The following is an 18,510-nucleotide window of genomic DNA, read 5'->3' as shown; positions in this document are numbered from 1 at the left end:
TGCCATGGCCACCATTCTGCAAAAGATCGAAGCCTATAAACGCCGCGAGATCGAGGCGGCGAAGGCGGCATGCCCGTTGCCTGAACTGATCAAGCTGGCAGAGCAGGCCGGTTCCGTACGCGGCTTCCAGAGGGCTCTACAGGCCAAGCTCGACGCCGGCCACACCGCCCTGATTGCCGAGATCAAGAAGGCCAGCCCCTCCAAGGGCTTGATCCGCGCCGATTTCGATCCTCCGGCGCTCGCCCGCGCCTATGAGGCCGGCGGCGCTGCCTGTCTTTCCGTGCTGACCGACGAGCCCTCCTTCCAGGGACGGCCCGACTTCCTTACCGCAGCGCGCACAGCGGTATCGCTGCCCGCCCTGCGCAAGGACTTCCTCTACGATCCCTATCAGGTGGTGGAAGCCAGAGCCTGGGGCGCCGATTGCATTCTGGTGATCATGGCCAGCGTCACCGATGCCGAAGCGCGGGCCCTGATCGCAGCGGCCAAGGACTGGTCGCTCGACGTTCTGTGCGAAATCCACAACCACGACGAACTCGAGCGCTCTCTCGTGCTCGATGTCGGCATGATCGGCATCAACAATCGCGATCTCAACGACTTCGTCACCCGCCTGGAAACCACGGAGACTCTGGCGCCGCTAGTGCCGAGCGACCGCCTGCTCGTCGGTGAGAGTGGCATCTTCTCGCCAGCCGACGTCGGCCGCCTGCAGCGGGTCGGGGTCAACACCTTCCTGGTCGGCGAAAGCCTGATGCGCCAGGCCGACGTCACCGCCGCCACCCGCGCCTTGCTGGCCCTGGATAGCGCGGCATGAGCCAGCAGCGCACGAAACGCGGCCTCACCCATCTCGACGCCTCCGGCGAGGCGAATATGGTCGACGTCTCGCAAAAGGCCGTGACCAGCCGCACCGCGATCGCTGAAGGGCGCGTGGTGATGCAGCGTGAAACGCTCGACCTCGTGTTGTCCGGCGATGCCAAGAAAGGCGATGTCCGCGCCACGGCCCGCATCGCCGGCATCATGGCAGCCAAGAAGACGCATGAGCTGATTCCGCTTTGCCATCCGCTGCTTCTCAGCAAGGTTGCCGTCGAAATCGAGCCCGACACCGCTCTGCCGGGTCTGACCGTGCGGGCGACGGCCAAGGTTGCCGGCCAGACCGGCGTGGAGATGGAAGCGCTTACCGCAGTCTCCGTGGCCTGCCTGACCATCTATGACATGGTCAAGGCCGTCGATCGGGGTATGCGCATCGAGGCGATCAGGCTCGTGGAGAAATCCGGCGGCAAATCCGGCGATTGGCATGCGGAGGAAAATCGATGAGCCTGCTTCCCGTCGCGGACGCGCTGGCCAAGGTGGTTGCCGGCGTAGCCCCGCTTCCAACCGAAACAATATCGCTGCATGCCACGCGCGGACGTGTTCTCGCTTCGGCCATCACGGCGCTGAGGACCCAGCCCGGCTTCAACGCCTCGGCCATGGACGGCTACGCGGTGCGAGCGGCAGATGCCAAGGAAGGTGCCAGCCTCGAATTGATCGGAGAATCGGCGGCGGGGCATGGCTACGCCGGACGAGTTGGCGAAAACCAGGCCGTTCGCATCTTCACGGGTGCGCCCGTGCCGGATGGCGCCGACACAGTGGTGATCCAGGAGCACACGAGCCGCGAGGGCAATCGCGTCATCGTGGAGGCGGCGGCCAGGCTCGGCCAGCATATCCGGGCCCGTGGCCTGGACTTTGCCGAAGGACGGGAGGCTTTGACATCAGGCACCGTCATCGGTCCCCGCGACATAGCGCTTGCCGCGGCCATGAATCATCCTGCCCTGCCGGTCCGCCGCCGCCCCAAAGTTGCTATTCTCGCGACCGGCGATGAATTGGTACTGCCCGGTCAAGCCATCGGCGAGAATCAGATCGTCGCCTCCAACAATTTCGCCATTCGGGCACTGGTCGAGGCCGAGGGGGGCGAAGTGCTCGACCTCGGCATCGCCAGCGACGACTTCCCGGCCCTGGAAGCTGCCGTTCGGCGGGCTCGTACCGAGAAGGCGGATGTGCTCGTCACCATCGGCGGTGCTTCGGTCGGCGATCACGATCTGATCCAGACCGCGCTCACCCGCGAAGGCATGCGGCTCGGCTTCTGGAAGATCGCCATGCGCCCGGGCAAGCCCCTGCTGCACGGGCGGCTTGGCTCAATGCATATCCTCGGCCTGCCCGGCAATCCGGTATCCTCGGTGGTCTGCGGCGTCCTCTTCCTGGTACCCTTGTTGCGTACGTTGCTGGGGCGGGCCGATGCGGGTCTGTCCCGCCGCAAGGCCGTCTTCGCCAGCGCTTGGCCAGCCAACGACGTTCGTGAAGACTATATCCGTGCCCGCTTCGTGCTTGACGACACGTCAGACATCCTCAAGGTGAAACCGCTGGCGCTGCAGGATTCGTCGCTGGTGAGTGTGATGCAGCATGCCGACTGTCTGGTTGTCCGGCCGCCCTTTGCGCCGGAAGCAAAACCAGGCGATATCTGCGAGATCATCGATCTTCGTGCGGCCGGCTATTGACGCTACCCTTAACCTGAACTTCACAGTTGCAGAACACAGTAGGAACATGTAGCACTGTTCTTGTTTTGTTTACACCTTCACCGTGATTCGCGGCCGCCACGACGGGAAAGCCATGCTGACCAAGAAACAACACGAATTGCTTCGGTTCATTCATGAGCGCCTGAAGGAACAGGGCGTGCCCCCCTCCTTCGATGAAATGAAGGAGGCGCTGGACCTGCGCTCCAAGTCCGGCATCCACCGCCTGATCATGGCTCTGGAGGAGCGCGGCTTCATCCGGCGCCTGCCAAACCGGGCACGCGCGCTCGAAGTGGTACGCCTGCCCGAATCCGCCGTGCCAGGCGGCCTGTCGCTGGCCTCTTCGCAGCGGGGCTTCCGCCCCAACGTGATCGAGGGCAATCTCGGCAAGGTCCGCCCCGTCAGGCCGGAAATGGACGAGGATGTCGGCCGGCCGGTTCTGGTCCCGGTGATGGGACGCATCGCCGCCGGTACGCCGGTCTCCGCCATCCAGACCAAGAGCCATACCATCAGCGTTACGCCGGAAATGCTGTCCTCAGGTGATCATTTCGCCCTGGAAGTGCGCGGTGATTCAATGATCGAAGCTGGTATCTTCGACAATGACACCGTGCTGATCCGCCGCCAGGACCATGCCGATACCGGCGATATCGTGGTAGCCCTGATCGACGATGAGGAAGCCACGCTGAAGCGCTTGCGCAAGCGCGGCGCCTCCATTGCGCTGGAGGCGGCCAATCCGGCTTACGAAACCCGTATTTTCGGCCCGGACAGGGTACAGATCCAGGGTAAATTGGTGGGCCTGTTCCGCCGATATTGAGAGCATGCGAATTTGGTTCGCTTGCAATGACTGGCCTTCATACAGTCAGCGGCCACGCTCTGGAACGCCGTGACGTCGAGCGGTTGCTCAAGGAGCGCGCGCCGTATTGCCTTGTCGATTGTGAACTGGAGGAATGCGATCTTTCGCGTCTCGACCTGTCCCACTGGTCGTTCGAGCGTTGCATTCTCAAAAATGCCAAGCTGGTCGGCGCCAAGCTCGCGAATACGCTATGGCGCAATTGCAAGGCGGGCGGTGCCGATTTCCGTGGCACCGACCTCGAAGATGCTGCATTCCGCACGGGTGACTACAGCAATGCCAGCTTTCGACGCGCCAAAGCAGCCTCGGCGGTTTTTACCGGCTGCAAGCTGACAGGCGCGGATCTCTCGGAAATCGCCGCATTCGGGCTCGTTTTCGAGGAGGTCTTGCTTATGTCGGCGAAACTGCCGGCCTTTTCCTTTCGCAAGTCCACGCTACGCCGCCTCGACTTCACCCAGGCCGATCTGCGCCAATGCGATTTCCGCGATGTCATCTTCGAAGAGTGCAGCCTGCGCGATGCCAATCTGGTCGATGCCCGTTTTGAAGGAGCGGATCTACGCAGTGCCGATCTCGGCGGCTTGAAGCTTGGTGACGCCCGTTATTTCAAGGGCGCCACGATCTCGAAAAACCAGGCCGGCCAATTGCTAGCCGAGCTAGGCTTGCGGATCGCCTGAAGAAGGTCTGGAGTTCGCAGGCAAATCCGCTTGATGGTCGGGTAGCCTCCGGGTGTCTTCGAACTACCATCTGTCCGAAGACCCGGCCTGGCTGACAGCGCCGATCAGTCGACCGCGATCATGACGTCGGAGGCCTTGATCACGGCATAGGCGTTCTGGCCGGGCTTGAGCTGGAGATCATCGACGGCCTCATTGGTGATCGAAGCGGTAATGATGGTACCGTTGATCTCGAGCTGGATATGGGAGGTGGTCTGCCCCTTCGTCACGCTCTTGATCGTGCCCTTGATCTGGTTGCGGGCGCTGATTTTCATGGTCCGTCCTTTCTTGTGAGAATCTCGCGTCAGTTATCGGTTTCGGCGGTGACGCGGTCCATAGGCCTATCCGTCGCTGGGACTTGTACTGCCGCCTGGGGCAGAGGCTTCGGCGGCACAATCACCCGGCTCGGTACCCATGGACGGGACGCTTGGGGATGGCGGGCCATGACGAGACGCCAGCGCGGACTGATATCGCCGCTCGCCGACGGCTCTACATAAAGTGCTATCGAGCCGACCGCGCGAATCAACTCCCGGTCCATTACAACTCCAGCGGCGGCACAGCGAGCACCGATCGGAACCGGTCCGGCCAGGACGCTGACGCGTCCACAGTCCTCTTCGGCGGCGTTGCTGGTCTTGTCGAGCATGAAGATCCCGCCTCCTTCAATGGGCGCGGAACACCCTTCTCTGTCACATAGGCGCTGTGCGGCAAGGGTTGGATCCTCCGGCTTGCGCCGATCGCCCATGGCCAGCAGCCATTGCTGAACCGTAAAAGCATCGGATCGCTGCGCCAGCACGGTCAGTTGATCGCCCTTGCGAACGAGGGCCGCGTAGCCGTTTGCGCCGAACAGAGCTACCGGCAGCGACGCTGTCGCGGCCAGGGCAATGCCCCCGCCCAAAGGCAATAGGGCCAGCAGAGCAAGACGCGTGCGCAGAACGGTCAGCAGGACCAGCGTCAGAGCGAACAATCCGAGCGCCGCGGCGGAGAACTGCGGCAGCACGAGATCGGAGCCAGGCCAGGTCGCAACCGAACGAGCCACCTGCATGAACAAGCCGACAGCCCAGCCCATCGCCTGCCAGAATGGAGCGCCATAGCCAAACGGCTCGGCGACCACGGCCAGCATGGCGAGCGGCATGATCAGGAAGGAGACGATCGGCGTCGCGACAAGGTTCGAGGCCAGCGACTGCAGCGTGATACGATGGAAATGAAAGGCTGAGAATGGCGCCGTGGCGAGCGAGGCGACGATCGTGGTCAGCATCATGGCAAGTACCAAGGTCACAGCGCCACCGATGGCCCTTTCCCACGCCATTGCAGATTTCTCTCGCTTCCGCCGGCTCCATTGCTCATGTGCGATCACCAGCATCGCCACCGCCGCGAAGGACATCTGGAAGCTCGGCCCCAGGAGCTGCTCCGGCGTAGTCAGCAGCACGAAGCTCGCGGCCAGGGCGACGTTGCGGCGGGTAATGGCATTGCGTCCCAGCGCCACGGCCAGCAGCACGATGGCCGTCATCAGGAAGGAGCGGACCGTCGCGACCTCGGCGCCGGAAAACAGTGTATAGGCAGCAGCCGGCAGCAGCGAGAGCAGCGCGGCGAGTTCCTTGGTGCCCCGATAGAGCACGATCCGGCGCGACAACGCCAGGACAGCGCGGATGAGGCCGAACAGGCCGCCCGCAAATAGCGCCATATGGAGACCCGAGATCGAAACGACATGATAGAGCCCGGAAGCGCGCAAGGCCTCATTGGCGTCGCCGGGAATCTGGCCGCGTTTGCCGGTGACCTGCGAAGCCGCGATGGCGCCATTCTCGCCTTGTATCGTCTCGACGATCCGTCGGGTCAGATCGTTGCGCTGGCGATCGATCCAGATATTGAAAGCTTCCGCCCAGCTCGCCTCGACGGGGCTGGCCGCAGGTGCAATCTTGCCCGCTGCAAAACCAACGCCACCAATGCCATCGAAGAAGGCATCGCGTGCGAAGTCGTAACCGCCGGGCAAGGCAGGAGGCGGAGGCGGTCTCATGACTGCCTTGAGGCTGATGCTGTCGCCAGCCCGGATTTCGCTGCCCTTGCGGACCGTAAGTCGGATGCGGGCCGGCATCGCAGCAGGCTCCAGCTTCTCCACCGAGACCGGCCTGATGACGATGCGCGCACTGCCACCCAGGCGCGGCTCTACCGAAAGGACGAGGCCTGTAACGGTTCCCGCCATCGAACGCGAAAGCTGTGGCGCGGCGACGCTCATCGTACGCAGCTTGGCAGAGCAAAAGCCCGCTCCCACCGCCGTCAGGCTGATCAGGCCGACATGCAACCACCAACGCCCCCGCAAGCCATAGGCAAGGCAGGCCGTCCCTACAGTAAGGAATGCGGGAACGAAAAGACCAGGCTCTTCCGGTGCGGCAAAATAAGCGATGACACCCAGGCCTAGAAAGACCGGAACGACGAGAGCAAGCTCGAAGGCCGCCATCTCCGCCGCAAGCCCGGTCGCCAGCCAGGACACCAGCCTTTGCAGCCCCTGCCCGAACAGCATGCCGCCGGGCAACGCCAATCCCAGCTGTCCCGGCCTTCCACCGAGGACACCAACCCGCGCGCGGCCTCGATCATTCTCAGGCAAAGGCGCCCCCGCCGCTACCGCCCAATGAAACCCTGTGCTAAAGCCCCAAGCTTATTGATGTGATCCGGGTTAGCCAAGGGCCTCAATACTTCCGCCTCCATGCTCCCGCGCTCTGGCTTCGCTTCCCCTGCCTTTTGGAATTGCCAACTTCGATGTCCACTCCTGTCATCACCCGCTTTGCTCCCTCCCCCACCGGCTTCCTCCATATCGGCGGCGGCCGCACGGCCTTGTTCAACTGGCTCTACGCCAGGGCCAAGGGCGGTAAGATGCTGCTGCGCATCGAGGACACCGATCGCGAGCGCTCGACCGATGCCGCCATTGCCGCCATCCTGGATGGCCTGGCCTGGCTTGGCCTCGATTGGGACGGAGACCCGATCTTCCAGTTTGCCCGCGCTGCCCGCCACCGCGAAGTTGCCGAATCCATGCTCGCCCAGGGCAAGGCGTATTATTGCTACGCCACCCAGCAGGAGTTGGAGGAGATGCGCGAGCTCGCCCGCAAGGAAGGGCGCCCGCCGCGCTATGACGGCCGCTGGCGCGACCGCGACCCGGCGACAGCCCCCAAGGACGTCAAGCCGGTGATCCGCCTGCGTGCGCCGATCGAGGGCGAAACCGTCATCCAGGACGACGTGCAGGGCACCGTGCGCTGGGCCAATAAGGACCTTGACGACCTGGTGCTGCTGCGCTCGGACGGCACGCCGACCTATATGCTGGCCGTGGTGGTCGATGACCATGACATGGGCATCACGCATATCATCCGTGGCGATGATCATCTCACCAATGCGGCCCGCCAGAAGCAGATCTACGAAGCCATGGGCTGGGAAGTGCCGCATATGGCCCATATCCCGCTCATCCACGGCTCCGACGGTGCCAAGCTCTCCAAACGTCACGGCGCGCTGGGCGTCGACGCCTATCGAGCCATGGGCTACCTGCCGGCGGCCATGCGCAATTATCTTGTGCGCCTGTCCTGGAGCCATGGCGACCAGGAAGTGTTCACCACCAAGGAGATGATCGAGCATTTCGATACCGGCGCCATCGGCAAATCGGCCGCGCGCTTCGATTTCAAGAAGCTCGAAAACCTCAATGGCATCTATATGCGCAACTCCACGGATGAGGAATTGCTCGCCGCCATCGACCAGTTGCTCCCCCATATTCCCGGTGGCCCTGCCCTCGTTGCCCAGCTCGCCGACGGCAATGGTGCCAAGCGCTCTCAGTTGCTGGCCGCCATGCCCGGCCTTAAGGAACGCGCCAAGACTTTGGTGGAATTGCTGGATGGTGCCAATTTCCTGTTCGTCTCGCGTCCCCTGCCCTTGGATGACAAGGCCAAGGCCATGCTGAACGAAGAAGCGCGGGCGACCCTCGCCATGCTGTTGCCGCGCTTCGAAGCCTTGGGCGAGTGGAGCGCCAGTGCGACCGAGGCGACGGTGCGGGCCGCAGCCGAGGAAACCGGCGCCAAGCTCGGCTCGTTGGCCCAGCCGTTGCGCGCTGCGCTCACCGGCCGTACCACCTCGCCGCCGGTCTTCGACGTGCTGGCCGTCCTCGGCCGCGAGGAAAGCCTGGCCCGGCTGAAGGATCAGGCCGGCTGAGACCAAGCGCCGCATGATTGTGTTTCCCGGACATCGGGTTTCGCGCAATAGGTGTATTTTTCGCAGCTTTGACGCGAAAGATTTGGAAAGCTTTCGCGTCAAAGTGGGGCAATCGGCCCTACCCTGGCGCGCTGCCGCCTAAGCAGTCGTCGAACCGACAGTTCACTTCTTCGTCTTTCTTGCGGCATTGCAGCAAATGGTCTACCCAACACCGACGGATCGGCGATACGTAGGCCTTACTTGAGCCGGGGGGCTCCTTTCTGGCCAAGGCGTGACCGCGTATTTCCGTACAAGGAGGATTGCATGAGCGGTAACACGGCGACTCTGACTATTGGTGACAAGGCAATCGAATTGCCAACCAAGGCCGGCTCCGTTGGTCCGACGGTTGTTGATATTGCGCCCCTTTATAAGCACACGGGCATGTTTACCTACGATCCAGGCTTCACCTCGACGGCAAGCTGTGAATCCCAGATCACCTATATTGATGGCGATGAGGGCGTGCTGCTCTATCGCGGATACCCGATCGAGCAACTCGCCGAGCATGGCGACTTCCTCGAGACCTGCTATCTCCTGCTCTATGGCGAACTGCCGACGGCTGCCCAGAAGGCTGACTTCGACTATCGCGTCACGCGCCACACCATGGTGCATGAGCAGATGGCTCGCTTCTTCCAGGGCTTCCGCCGTGACGCCCATCCGATGGCCGTGATGGTCGCCTCGGTCGGCGCCCTTTCGGCCTTCTATCACGACTCCACCGACATCTCCGACCCGCATCAGCGCATGATCTCGTCGATGCGACTGATCGCCAAGATGCCGACCCTGGCTGCGATGGCCTACAAATACACCATCGGCCAGCCCTTCGTGTATCCGCAGAACAATCTGGACTATCCGTCCAACTTCCTGCGCATGTGTTTCTCGGTCCCTTGCGAGGAATACAAGCCCAATCCGATCCTGGCCCGCGCGCTCGATCGCATCTTCATCCTGCATGCCGATCACGAGCAGAACGCGTCCACCTCGACGGTCCGCCTCGCGGGCTCCTCGGGCGCCAATCCGTTTGCCTGCATCGCCGCCGGCATCGCCTGCCTCTGGGGCCCGGCCCATGGCGGCGCCAATGAAGCTGCGCTCAAGATGTTGCAGGAAATCGGCACGGTCGATCGTATCCCGCAATATATCGCCAAGGCCAAGGACAAGAATGATCCCTTCCGCCTGATGGGCTTCGGCCACCGCGTCTACAAGAACTACGATCCGCGCGCCAAGATCATGCAGCGTACCACCCACGAGGTGCTGAACGAGCTCGGCCACAAGGACGACCCGTTGCTTGAGGTTGCGCTGGAACTCGAGCGCATCGCTCTGCACGACGAGTATTTCGTCGAAAAGAAGCTCTATCCGAACATTGACTTCTATTCGGGCATCACGCTCAAGGCGATGGGCTTCCCGACCTCGATGTTCACCGTGCTGTTCGCCCTGGCCCGTACCGTCGGCTGGATCGCACAGTGGAAGGAAATGATCGAAGATCCTTCCCAGAAGATCGGCCGCCCGCGCCAGCTCTATACCGGCGCAGCCCGTCGCGACTACGTTTCACCGGCCCAGCGCCGCTAAGATAATAAAGGGCGGATCCTCGGATCCGCCCTTCTCATTTCCAGCCCCTGCTATTTGCGGCATGAGCGCTTGAGACCCTCAACCCGCCTTGCCGGCAATGGTTTCCAGCACGATGCGGGCCGCTCGCTGCGACGGGGACTCCCCCACCACCTGCATGCGTTGATCGATCTCATCGAAGGCGTGCATCTGCGCGCGCCGTTCATCGGTATTCCCCAGCAATCCGGCCATGAGATCGGCCAGACGGTCCGGTACGACCTCTTCCTGGAAGAGTTCGGGCACAGCCTGTCGATCGAGAATCAGATTGGGCAACAGGAAAAAACGTCCCTTGACCAGGCGACGGGCCAGGAAGGCCTCCCAGGCCGGAAAGCGATAGGTTCCGATCATCGGCACCTGCGCCAAAGCCAGTTCGAGCGTCACCGTGCCCGATGCTGCCAGTGCCGCTCTCGCCCGGCGGAAGGCCGCGTATTTCTCGTCGGGATCGGTGATGATCAGGGGATTCGGCGCCCAGCCGGCGGTCGCCTGCCGCAGACGCTCGGCATGGCGCGGCACCGTTGGCAGCGCGGCATCGAAGGGCCCGATCCTGGTGGATAGGAGCTCCATCGTCCGGCCGAAATCTTCCGTCAGCAGCCCCACTTCGCTCGAACGGCTGCCGGGGAGCACCAGCACCAGCGGTCGGTCCCCCTGCCGGATCGTCTCCTCCTCGGCATTGGGGCGCAATTCATGCAGGCGCTCCATCAAAGGATGGCCGACATAGGAACAAGGGGGGCCGTTCAACCGGCGATAGGCCTCGGGTTCGAAGGGCAGCAAAGCGAGCACGTGGTCGACATAGGCCCGCATCGACACCGCCCGGCCCGGGCGCCAGGCCCAGACGCTGGGGGAGACATAGTTGATGATCGGCAGATGCGGCAGGCGCCGGCGCACGCGCTTGGCGACGGCATGGGTAAAATCCGGACTGTCGATGATCACCAGGCCATCGGGCGGATCGGCAACGATGGAGTCGATCACTTGCCAGGCGCGCCGATAGATCGTGGGGAAGCGTCCGATCACGGCAGCAAATCCCATCACCGCAATGTCGTCGAGCGGAAACAGGCTCTCCATGCCCTCGCGCGTCATGGCGGGACCGGCCGTGCCCTTGAACACCACCGAAACGCCGGCTTGCGCTCGCAGCGCCTGCATCAGCTTGAAGCCGAGCTGATCGCCGGAATGTTCTCCCACGACGATGGCGATCTTCAAAGGCCGATCCGTCATCATCACACCCCGACAAGGAATAGATTGGCGGCATCGGCTGCCGCAATCGTCGCATCCCGCTCCAGCACGAGAACGTTGCCGGCCTCGATGGCGATACCGGCAAGTCCGGCCTTCTTGGCGAGGCGTACTGTGCGCGGGCCGATGCTCGGAAGATCGGCCCTGAAATCCTGTCCCGGCTTGGCCGCCTTCACCAGCACACCGCCATCCTGCTCGGCGATGGGCGGGCGGCCATGGCGCGACAAGCGGCCAAATAGGCCAAGCCGGCGCAAAACGGCAACTCGCCGGATCATGTTATCCGTGCCCTCGGCGGCTTCGACGGCCAGTACGCGCCTTTGTGCGACCACAACGCCCTGGCCAATGTCGCTCGGCCCCATGGCGGCAAGAGCGCGCCGGCCGATGGCGATCCCTTCGAGCTCCGCCGCGCTGGGCGACAGATGGCCGAGCGTTCCCCTGGCTGCCATCAGCGACGGCGCCACATCACGAACGCCGACGACCGCATAGCCGTGCTTTTCCAGAAAGACGATGACCCCCCGCAGGAGATTGTCGTCCCCGCCCTCGAGCACGTTACGGATCTCTTCGAGATGCCGTACGGCCTGGATGCCGGACCGCACCATGCCGAGCCCCGGGCGATGCACGGCACCCGCCAGGATCACTCGGCCTGCACCGGCCCGGGCCAACTCCTGCAGAACCCCTTTTGGATCGATCAGGCTGACAGGATATTGGGCGTAACCAGCAAAATCGGCATCCGCAAAGCCTTTCAAGGGCAGGATCACGACAGCTTCGCCCCGCCCTGCCGCCTCCGCCGCAATCTCGGCCGGCAAACGCCCCGCCCCGGCGACAACCGCCAAGGCAGGCATGGCTGAGACCGTTCCGGCAGCAGGCGGCGTGCTCACGCCTCGCTGCCTGCGAGATCTCGCGCCGACGCATCGCGCGGCGTTACCAAAGCACGCTCACCGCCGGCTCTCACGAAATCGACGATCTCCATCACCGCGGCCTGATCGGCGAAGGTCTCGGCGACCCTTTCCACGCGTTCCTTCAAGGTCCCAGCGGAGGCAAACAGCATGCGATAGGCATGACGCAAGGCATGGATCTGTTCCCGCCCGAAGCCGCGGCGCTTCAGGCCGATGATGTTGAGGCCTGCCAGACTGGCGCGATCACCCAGGGCCATGCCGAAGGGGATCAGATCGTTCTCGAGCCCGGACAGCCCGCCAACGAAGGCATGCGCGCCGACGCGCGCGAACTGGATTACCGCAGCGGCTCCGCCCAGAATGGCATAGTCGCCAACCGAGACATGGCCGGCCAACAAGACACCGTTGGAGAGGATGATGTTGTTGCCGAGCTTGCAATCGTGCCCGACATGGGAATTGGCGAGAAAGGCACAGCGATCACCGACAATGGTGTGCATGCCGCCACCGCTCGTGCCGGGATTCATCGTTACCCCCTCCCGGATCAGGCAATCACTGCCGATCGTGAGGTCCGAGGGCTCATCAGCATATTTGAGGTCCTGTGGCTGATGACCCAGCGAGGCAAAGGGGAACACCTTGGTGCGCGCGCCGATGCTGGTACGTCCGGCGACGACGACATGCGAATGCAATGTGACGCCGTCAGCCAAAGTCGCCTCGGCTCCAACAACGCAGAAAGGGCCGATGCTGACGCCTTCGCCCAGTTTTGCTCCCGCTTCGACGACCGCGGACGGATGGATGATCTGGCGAGCCCCCTCCGCCATTATTCGGTGACCAGCATGGCGGAGACGATAGCCTCGGCGACCGTGACACCATCAACCTTGGCCTCTCCCTTGTACCACCACATATTGCGGCGGTTCTTCAGTTTGGTCAGGTGCAGACGCATCTGATCGCCCGGCGTGACCGGCTTACGGAAACGGCATTCGTCGATTGTCATGAAATAGACGACCTTGGGCTTGGCCTTGCCCTCGCTGCTGAGTACGCAGATCGCACCGGCCGTCTGCGCCATCGCTTCGATCACCAGCACGCCTGGCATCACCGGTTGCCCCGGGAAGTGGCCGGTAAAATGCGGCTCGTTGAAGGTGACGTTCTTGATGCCGACGGCGGAATTGTCGCCATCGATCTCGACGATGCGGTCCACGAGCAGAAAGGGATAGCGATGCGGCAGCAGGGTCAAGAGCTTGCCGATATCTGCGGTTTCCAGCGTTCCAGGGGTTGCTTCACTCATATAGGTCTCATTTCCTGAACCTGCCCGGCCTTCAGCCAGAGCGCTTAAACCAAACTCCATATCGCTCCCTAGAGCAAAGCGCGTTTCAACGAAAACGCTTTTTGCTCTAACTCCTTGTTCTGATGCGTCTTTGCGATTCCCGATGGCTCACGAAATCGCAAGACGCTTTAGGGAGCGGATCCCTCATCCGTTCCTTGGCCTGATCGAACCCGCGAATTCTTGACCAGTCTCTTGAGCAGGGCCAGTTCGCGCGCATAGTCCCCCAACGGCTGGGCGGGCGTACCGCCCATGCGAGCGCCCGGCGGCACATCGTCCTTGACGTTGGAGGCGCCCGCGATCTGGGCACCCATGCCGATGCGGATATGGCCAACCGTGGCGGAGGCACCTCCCATCACCACGAAATCCTCCAGGACGGTCGAACCGGAGATCCCGACCTTGGCCACCAGCACGCAGTGCCGCCCGACCATGACGTTGTGGGCAATCTGCACCTGATTATCGATCTTGGTACCCTCGCCGATGATGGTGTCACGATTGGCACCACGATCGATAGTGGTGCAAGCGCCGATCTCGACATCGTCCTGCACCACGACGCGACCGACCTGCGGCACTTTGAGGTGGCCGCGCGGCCCCATCGAAAAACCGAAACCATCCTGGCCAAGACAGGCACCGGCATGGATGATGACACGATTACCGATCAGGGAATGCTGGATCACCGCATTCGGGCTGATCGAGCAGTCACGCCCGATCCGAACATCCGATCCGATCACGGCGTTGGCGCCGACGATGGTCCCTGCCCCGATTTCCGCCCGCGGCCCGATGACGGCGCCCGGATCGACGGTCACACCGATCTCAAGCCTCGCTTCGGGGTGCACGACGGCACCCGGCGAAATGCCCTTGGCTCCGAAAAAGGATTGTGGGCGTGCCGCGTCCGGGAACAACGCCATGCCGATCTGGGCAAAGGCACGATAGGGCTCGCGCGCCACCAGCAAGGGCGCATTCTTCGGGGCGCGATCGGTGAATTTGGGCGAGATCAGAATCACCGCCGCCTTCGACGTTTCCAGCATCGGCAGATAATGCGGATTCTCAAGGAAGCTCAGATCGCCCTCCCCGGCATGATCGAGCGGCGCCACGCGTTCCACTGTCAAGTCCAGCGACAGGCCGGCCGCCGGTTCAGCGCCGGTGAGTTCGACGATGTCGGCAACGGTGAGGTGGTTGCGCGCGTGAAAGAATACCGGATCCGTCATCAACTCCACGCTACGGTCAGCCCCCAAATCCGGCTTCGAGTGGCTGCTCCGAAACCGGTGATCTTTTTCATTATGAATAGACCAGTCCCTTTGCAAAAGCGTTACCGGCCTGATCGTTCATCCCCAGAGCAAACCAGGTTCATGTCCGAACGCTTGTTCGCTCCAGCTCCTAGTTTCCAAACCGATCCAACGGATTGGCATGAGCGTCGCCGCGGCTCTGGTTGACTCGTCAAATCGCAAAACGCTCTAGCCCTTACACGATGAAAGGGATGCAATGCAAAACACCGAGTATTTCCGTTCATTGCGGCATGCGAAGGATGCCGCTTTGCGAACAAAAAACCGGCCGGCCCCAAAGGGACCGGCCGGCACAAACCTCAGGTCAGATCATCAATAGTTGACGATCGTGCCGAAGCGGAAAGCCTGCGTGTCGTCATGCTTGTCCTTGGTCAGGACGTAAGCGTAGTCGAAGCGCAGCGGTCCCAGAGGCGAAGCCCACAGCAAGCTGGCGCCGACGGAAGAGCGGATCTTGTGGCTGTCGACGAGATCGAACTCCCCAGGGTGCTGGATGGCAAAATTCTTACCACCATAGCCATACAGAGTACCGGCATCTGCGAATACGGCGCCACGCAGACCGACTTCACGCGGCAAACCGAAGATCGGGAACTGGAGTTCCACCGTACCGCCGAAATAAGTCGTACCGCCCAGACCGTTGCCCTTGGCGCCGCCAGCAATATCACGCGCTCCGATGCCACCTGGAGCGAAGCCACGTACCAGATCGGGGCCCGGGCTGAACTGGTCGACGATCGCCAGATTATCTTTGCCGCCAAAGCCATGCATATAGCCGCCCTGGCCGCGTACCATTACGGTGAGATCGTCGGTCAGCGAATAGTAGTAACGACCGTCGATCGACTGCTTGATGAACTTGGCGTCACCGCCCAAGCCGGCAACATCCTGCTTGAACTGGACGTAGATACCCGAACTCGGCTGCTTGAGATCATCGAGGGTGTTGTAGGTCAGCGTGTAACCCAGCATGGAGACAAGACGGCTGTGACCCGCCAACTCCTTGATCGCCCACGATGCTTCGCCATTGTCGAAGTCGCCATCGGTGTAACGCGTATCCGGAATCGATACCTTCTCCGAATAAATCGTATAATTCACGCCGACGGTGAAGTTCTCGGTGATCGGGAAGGCGGCGCGCAGCGTGCCACCCGTGGTCTGGTCCTTGTAGTAGCTGTAGTCGCTGTCATCCGTGGTCTTCGAGAACAGGTCGAAGCCGGCGGCAATGCGCTGCCCCAGGAAGTAGGGCTCGGTGAAGGATAGGCTGTAGCCCTGCGTGCGCTGGCCGTACTGCACCGACGCCTTCACATACTGGCCGCGGCCGAGGAAGTTGCGCTCGGTGAGCGAGACTTCGCCGAGGAAGCCGTCAGAGGTGGAGTAGCCGCCGCCCAGCGAGAATTCGCCGGTCGACTGATCTTCGACCTCGACATTGACGATCACGCGATCGGGCTCCGAGCCCGGCTCGTTGGTGACGCGGATGTTCTTGAAGTAGCCGAGGTTGCGCAGGCGGCGGGTCGCCCGTTCGATCAGCGCCTTGTTGTAGGGGTCGCCTTCACCAACGTCGAACTCGCGGCGGATCACATAGTCACGCGTGCGGGTGTTGCCGCGGATGTTGATGCGCTCGATATAGACCTTCGCGCCCTCTTCCACGACATAGTTGACGCTGATGATGTTGCCGCCGGCGTCACGAACGGCGCGCGGGCGGACCTGAGCGAAGGGGTGGCCGGAACCAGCCAGCTTGATCGTCATGTCCTCGACGGTCTTGTCCACGTCCTCGCCACGATAGGTCCAGTTGTTCCAGGACTGGATATCGCCGTTCAGGTCAGCGGGATTGACGTCGGAAATGGTGGATTCGACCTGCGAGGGGCCGAATTTGTAATACTGCCCCTCGTCGACCGTGACGGTCAGGACATAGGCGTCCTGCTTCTCGTTCAGCGACGGCACGATCGAGACGACGCGGAAATCGGGATAGCCGTGGTTCACATAGAACTGGCGCAGGCGCTCTTCGTCACCGGCGAGGCGATCCGGATCATACGTGTCGGTGGTGCGCAGCCAGCCGAGATAGCCGCTCTCGATCGTGGCCATCTGGCGCTTCAGGCGCCAGGCGGAGAAATTGTTGTTACCGACGAAGTTGATCGAGTCGATGCCGACCTTCGAGCCCTCAGCCACTGTGAAGACGAGGTCGACGCGATTGTTCGGCAACTGGACTTCGCGATAGGTAATCTGCACCGTCGAGCGGCCGGTCCGGTTGTAGGCCTCACGCATGCGATCGATGTCCGCATTGAGGGTGGCCTGGTTCACCTGGCTACCGGGCTTGGTCTCCATGATGGAAGACAGCTGGTCCGCTGTGACCTTCTTGTTCTTCTCGAACACGATGCGGTTGACGATCGGTGCCGAGCGCGACGCAACATGCTTCCTCGGAGCGGCTTCAGCCGTGCCCACCAAAGGAGATGCCACGAAGGCCCCGAACAACGACGGAACCGCGACAGCCGCGAGGGCAACGCCCAGCTTCAACTTGTACATTGCTGTTGCCATCGGGTCTAAATCCCACTCTTTTTACCAAACCAAGTCGAGCTCAATGCCAAACCTCACCAGCCCGCATTGCTCTCATTGGAAATGCTTCTACAGGGTTTCCGGACACATGCAAACCGACCCCCGGCCACCGTCCGTCCTTTTTTGGGAGACCGTTGCGAATCCGCCACGCCCTCTCAACCGCCCGATAATTGCTGTGACAGATCATGGCCCAACACCAAAACAGTGATTGTAATTATCAACATGAGCCCGATGCCGAAGGACAGTTCCTGCGCACGGGCTCCCACTGGCCTGCCCCGGATCGCCTCGATGGCGTAAAAGACCAGATGTCCGCCATCTAGAACCGGAATCGGCAACAGATTGATGAAGCCGACGGAAATCGACAGACCAGCCGTGAGCAGGATCAGACCGGCGAGCCCGATGGTTTCGGTAATCGTCTTGGATACGACCGCAATGCCGACAATGCCGGTCACCTGCTTGGGATCACCACGTCCGGCAAAGAGGTCGTAGATAAATTTCGCTGATGCACCAATACCTTGTCCGGTTTCCTTGGTGCCTTGCCACAGCGCCGAAACAGGGTCGAGACGCGACATGCCGCCGGGGCCGATGCCGATGATGGCCCGCGAAATGGTCTTGCCATCGGGCGTGGAGAACGTACGCGTTTCAGGTGTGACGCTGACGTCGAAACTCTCCTGTCCACGCTCGATGGTGAGGTTCACGGGGCGCCCGGGCACAGCCGAAATCAGTTCCGGAAGCTGGTCGAACAGGGTGACTTTGGTGCCGTTGACCTCGACGATCCTGTCGCCCTTGCGCAGTCCCGCCTTGGCCGCCGGTCCGTCAGCCTTGATCGGCCCGATAATGGCGTCAGAATTCGGGTAACCATAAATCGAGAATGCAGCCGCGAAGACAAAAGCGGCCAGGATGAAATTGGCCAGAGGGCCGGCCGCCACGATGGCGATGCGCTGCCAGACCGGTTTGTGGAACAGGCTGACCGCACGCTCCTCCGGCGTCATCAGCTGGTTGCGCTCTTCATCGGGCAGAGAAGCGGCATTGGCATCGCCGAAGAAGCGCACATAACCGCCGAGGGGGATTGCTGCGATACGCCAATGGGTCCCGTGCCGGTCGTCATAGCCGAACAATTCCGGCCCGAAGCCGATCGAGAAGGTCACGACTTTCACGCCGCACCAGCGCCCGACAAGGAAATGCCCAAGCTCGTGAAAGAAGATCAGGATGGAAATGATCACGATGAACGGCACGAAGCCGAGAGCACCGAGACCGAAACTATCCAGAAAACCCATCATCCATTCCTCTCACGCGCCAAAAGCCAAGCCACACCGGCCTACTCAGGTTCCTCATGATGG

Annotated in this window: 16 protein-coding genes; 7 read left to right on the top strand and 9 right to left on the bottom strand. The window is 62.1% G+C overall.

What is annotated here, in order from left to right:
- The first annotated feature begins 4 nt into the window (after positions 1-4).
- The 5 genes from trpC (at position 5) to ACR9ZN_RS34335 (ending at position 4,064) form a co-directional block, all read left to right on the top strand.
- Positions 5-808, top strand: coding sequence for an indole-3-glycerol phosphate synthase TrpC (gene trpC / locus ACR9ZN_RS34355; protein WP_481274328.1), 804 nt, complete (start codon positions 5-7; stop codon positions 806-808).
- Entirely contained in the window at positions 805-1,308 is a 504-nt protein-coding gene (gene moaC / locus ACR9ZN_RS34350; RefSeq protein ID WP_434956065.1) for a cyclic pyranopterin monophosphate synthase MoaC, read from the top strand. Before trpC ends, moaC begins: the two co-directional genes overlap by 4 nt.
- Positions 1,305-2,525, top strand: a complete 1,221-nt coding sequence (locus ACR9ZN_RS34345; protein WP_481274327.1) for a molybdopterin molybdotransferase MoeA — start codon at positions 1,305-1,307, stop codon at positions 2,523-2,525. The genes moaC and ACR9ZN_RS34345 overlap by 4 nt, the downstream gene beginning before the upstream one ends.
- A gap of 112 nt (positions 2,526-2,637) precedes the next feature.
- Positions 2,638-3,354 (top strand): transcriptional repressor LexA, encoded by a 717-nt coding sequence (lexA, locus tag ACR9ZN_RS34340; RefSeq protein WP_434956063.1) that lies wholly within the window; start codon positions 2,638-2,640, stop codon positions 3,352-3,354.
- Positions 3,355-3,380: 26 nt separating this feature from the next.
- Positions 3,381-4,064: a pentapeptide repeat-containing protein gene (locus ACR9ZN_RS34335; protein ID WP_454813669.1), complete on the top strand. Its 684-nt coding sequence runs from the start codon at positions 3,381-3,383 to the stop codon at positions 4,062-4,064.
- A 104-nt stretch (positions 4,065-4,168) separates the two neighbouring features.
- Here ACR9ZN_RS34335 and ACR9ZN_RS34330 read toward each other — a convergent pair whose 3' ends face one another.
- A complete protein-coding gene (locus tag ACR9ZN_RS34330; protein ID WP_481274326.1) occupies positions 4,169-4,375 on the bottom strand; it encodes a TOBE domain-containing protein in 207 nt (68 codons plus the stop codon).
- A 29-nt stretch (positions 4,376-4,404) separates the two neighbouring features.
- Complete coding sequence (locus ACR9ZN_RS34325; protein ID WP_481274325.1) at positions 4,405-6,633, bottom strand: ComEC/Rec2 family competence protein; 2,229 nt, start codon at positions 6,631-6,633, stop codon at positions 4,405-4,407.
- A gap of 218 nt (positions 6,634-6,851) precedes the next feature.
- Between ACR9ZN_RS34325 and gltX the strand changes: the two genes are divergently transcribed.
- The gene (gene gltX / locus ACR9ZN_RS34320; RefSeq protein WP_441772496.1) at positions 6,852-8,282 is read left to right on the top strand and encodes a glutamate--tRNA ligase; all 1,431 of its coding nucleotides are present in this window, start codon (positions 6,852-6,854) and stop codon (positions 8,280-8,282) included.
- Positions 8,283-8,585: 303 nt separating this feature from the next.
- Positions 8,586-9,878, top strand: a complete 1,293-nt coding sequence (gene gltA / locus ACR9ZN_RS34315; RefSeq protein WP_434956058.1) for a citrate synthase — start codon at positions 8,586-8,588, stop codon at positions 9,876-9,878.
- 78 nt (positions 9,879-9,956) lie between these two features.
- Here gltA and lpxB read toward each other — a convergent pair whose 3' ends face one another.
- From lpxB to ACR9ZN_RS34280, 7 genes are all read right to left on the bottom strand, one after another.
- Complete coding sequence (gene lpxB / locus ACR9ZN_RS34310) at positions 9,957-11,126, bottom strand: lipid-A-disaccharide synthase (RefSeq protein WP_481274324.1); 1,170 nt, start codon at positions 11,124-11,126, stop codon at positions 9,957-9,959.
- Between the two features lie 2 nt (positions 11,127-11,128).
- Entirely contained in the window at positions 11,129-12,019 is an 891-nt protein-coding gene (locus ACR9ZN_RS34305) for an LpxI family protein (protein WP_481274323.1), read from the bottom strand.
- Positions 12,016-12,852 carry an acyl-ACP--UDP-N-acetylglucosamine O-acyltransferase gene (gene lpxA, locus ACR9ZN_RS34300; RefSeq protein ID WP_481274322.1) on the bottom strand — a complete coding sequence of 279 codons (837 nt, stop codon included), beginning with the start codon at positions 12,850-12,852 and terminating at the stop codon, positions 12,016-12,018. The genes ACR9ZN_RS34305 and lpxA overlap by 4 nt, the downstream gene beginning before the upstream one ends.
- The gene (fabZ, locus tag ACR9ZN_RS34295) at positions 12,852-13,316 is read right to left on the bottom strand and encodes a 3-hydroxyacyl-ACP dehydratase FabZ (protein WP_434956054.1); all 465 of its coding nucleotides are present in this window, start codon (positions 13,314-13,316) and stop codon (positions 12,852-12,854) included. Before fabZ ends, lpxA begins: the two co-directional genes overlap by 1 nt.
- Before the next feature lie 167 nt (positions 13,317-13,483).
- Positions 13,484-14,560, bottom strand: coding sequence for a UDP-3-O-(3-hydroxymyristoyl)glucosamine N-acyltransferase (gene lpxD / locus ACR9ZN_RS34290; RefSeq protein ID WP_481274321.1), 1,077 nt, complete (start codon positions 14,558-14,560; stop codon positions 13,484-13,486).
- Positions 14,561-14,947: 387 nt separating this feature from the next.
- On the bottom strand, positions 14,948-17,152 hold the full coding sequence (bamA, locus tag ACR9ZN_RS34285) for an outer membrane protein assembly factor BamA (RefSeq protein WP_481274320.1): 2,205 nt from the start codon (positions 17,150-17,152) through the stop codon (positions 14,948-14,950).
- A gap of 173 nt (positions 17,153-17,325) precedes the next feature.
- Complete coding sequence (locus tag ACR9ZN_RS34280) at positions 17,326-18,450, bottom strand: M50 family metallopeptidase (RefSeq protein ID WP_441772502.1); 1,125 nt, start codon at positions 18,448-18,450, stop codon at positions 17,326-17,328.
- Positions 18,451-18,510: the final 60 nt, after the last annotated feature.

The organism is Labrys sp. HAY1-8F, from assembly GCF_056754975.1.
The sequence above is the reverse complement of the archived record's forward strand: the minus strand, read 5'-3'. Positions and strand labels throughout refer to the sequence as shown.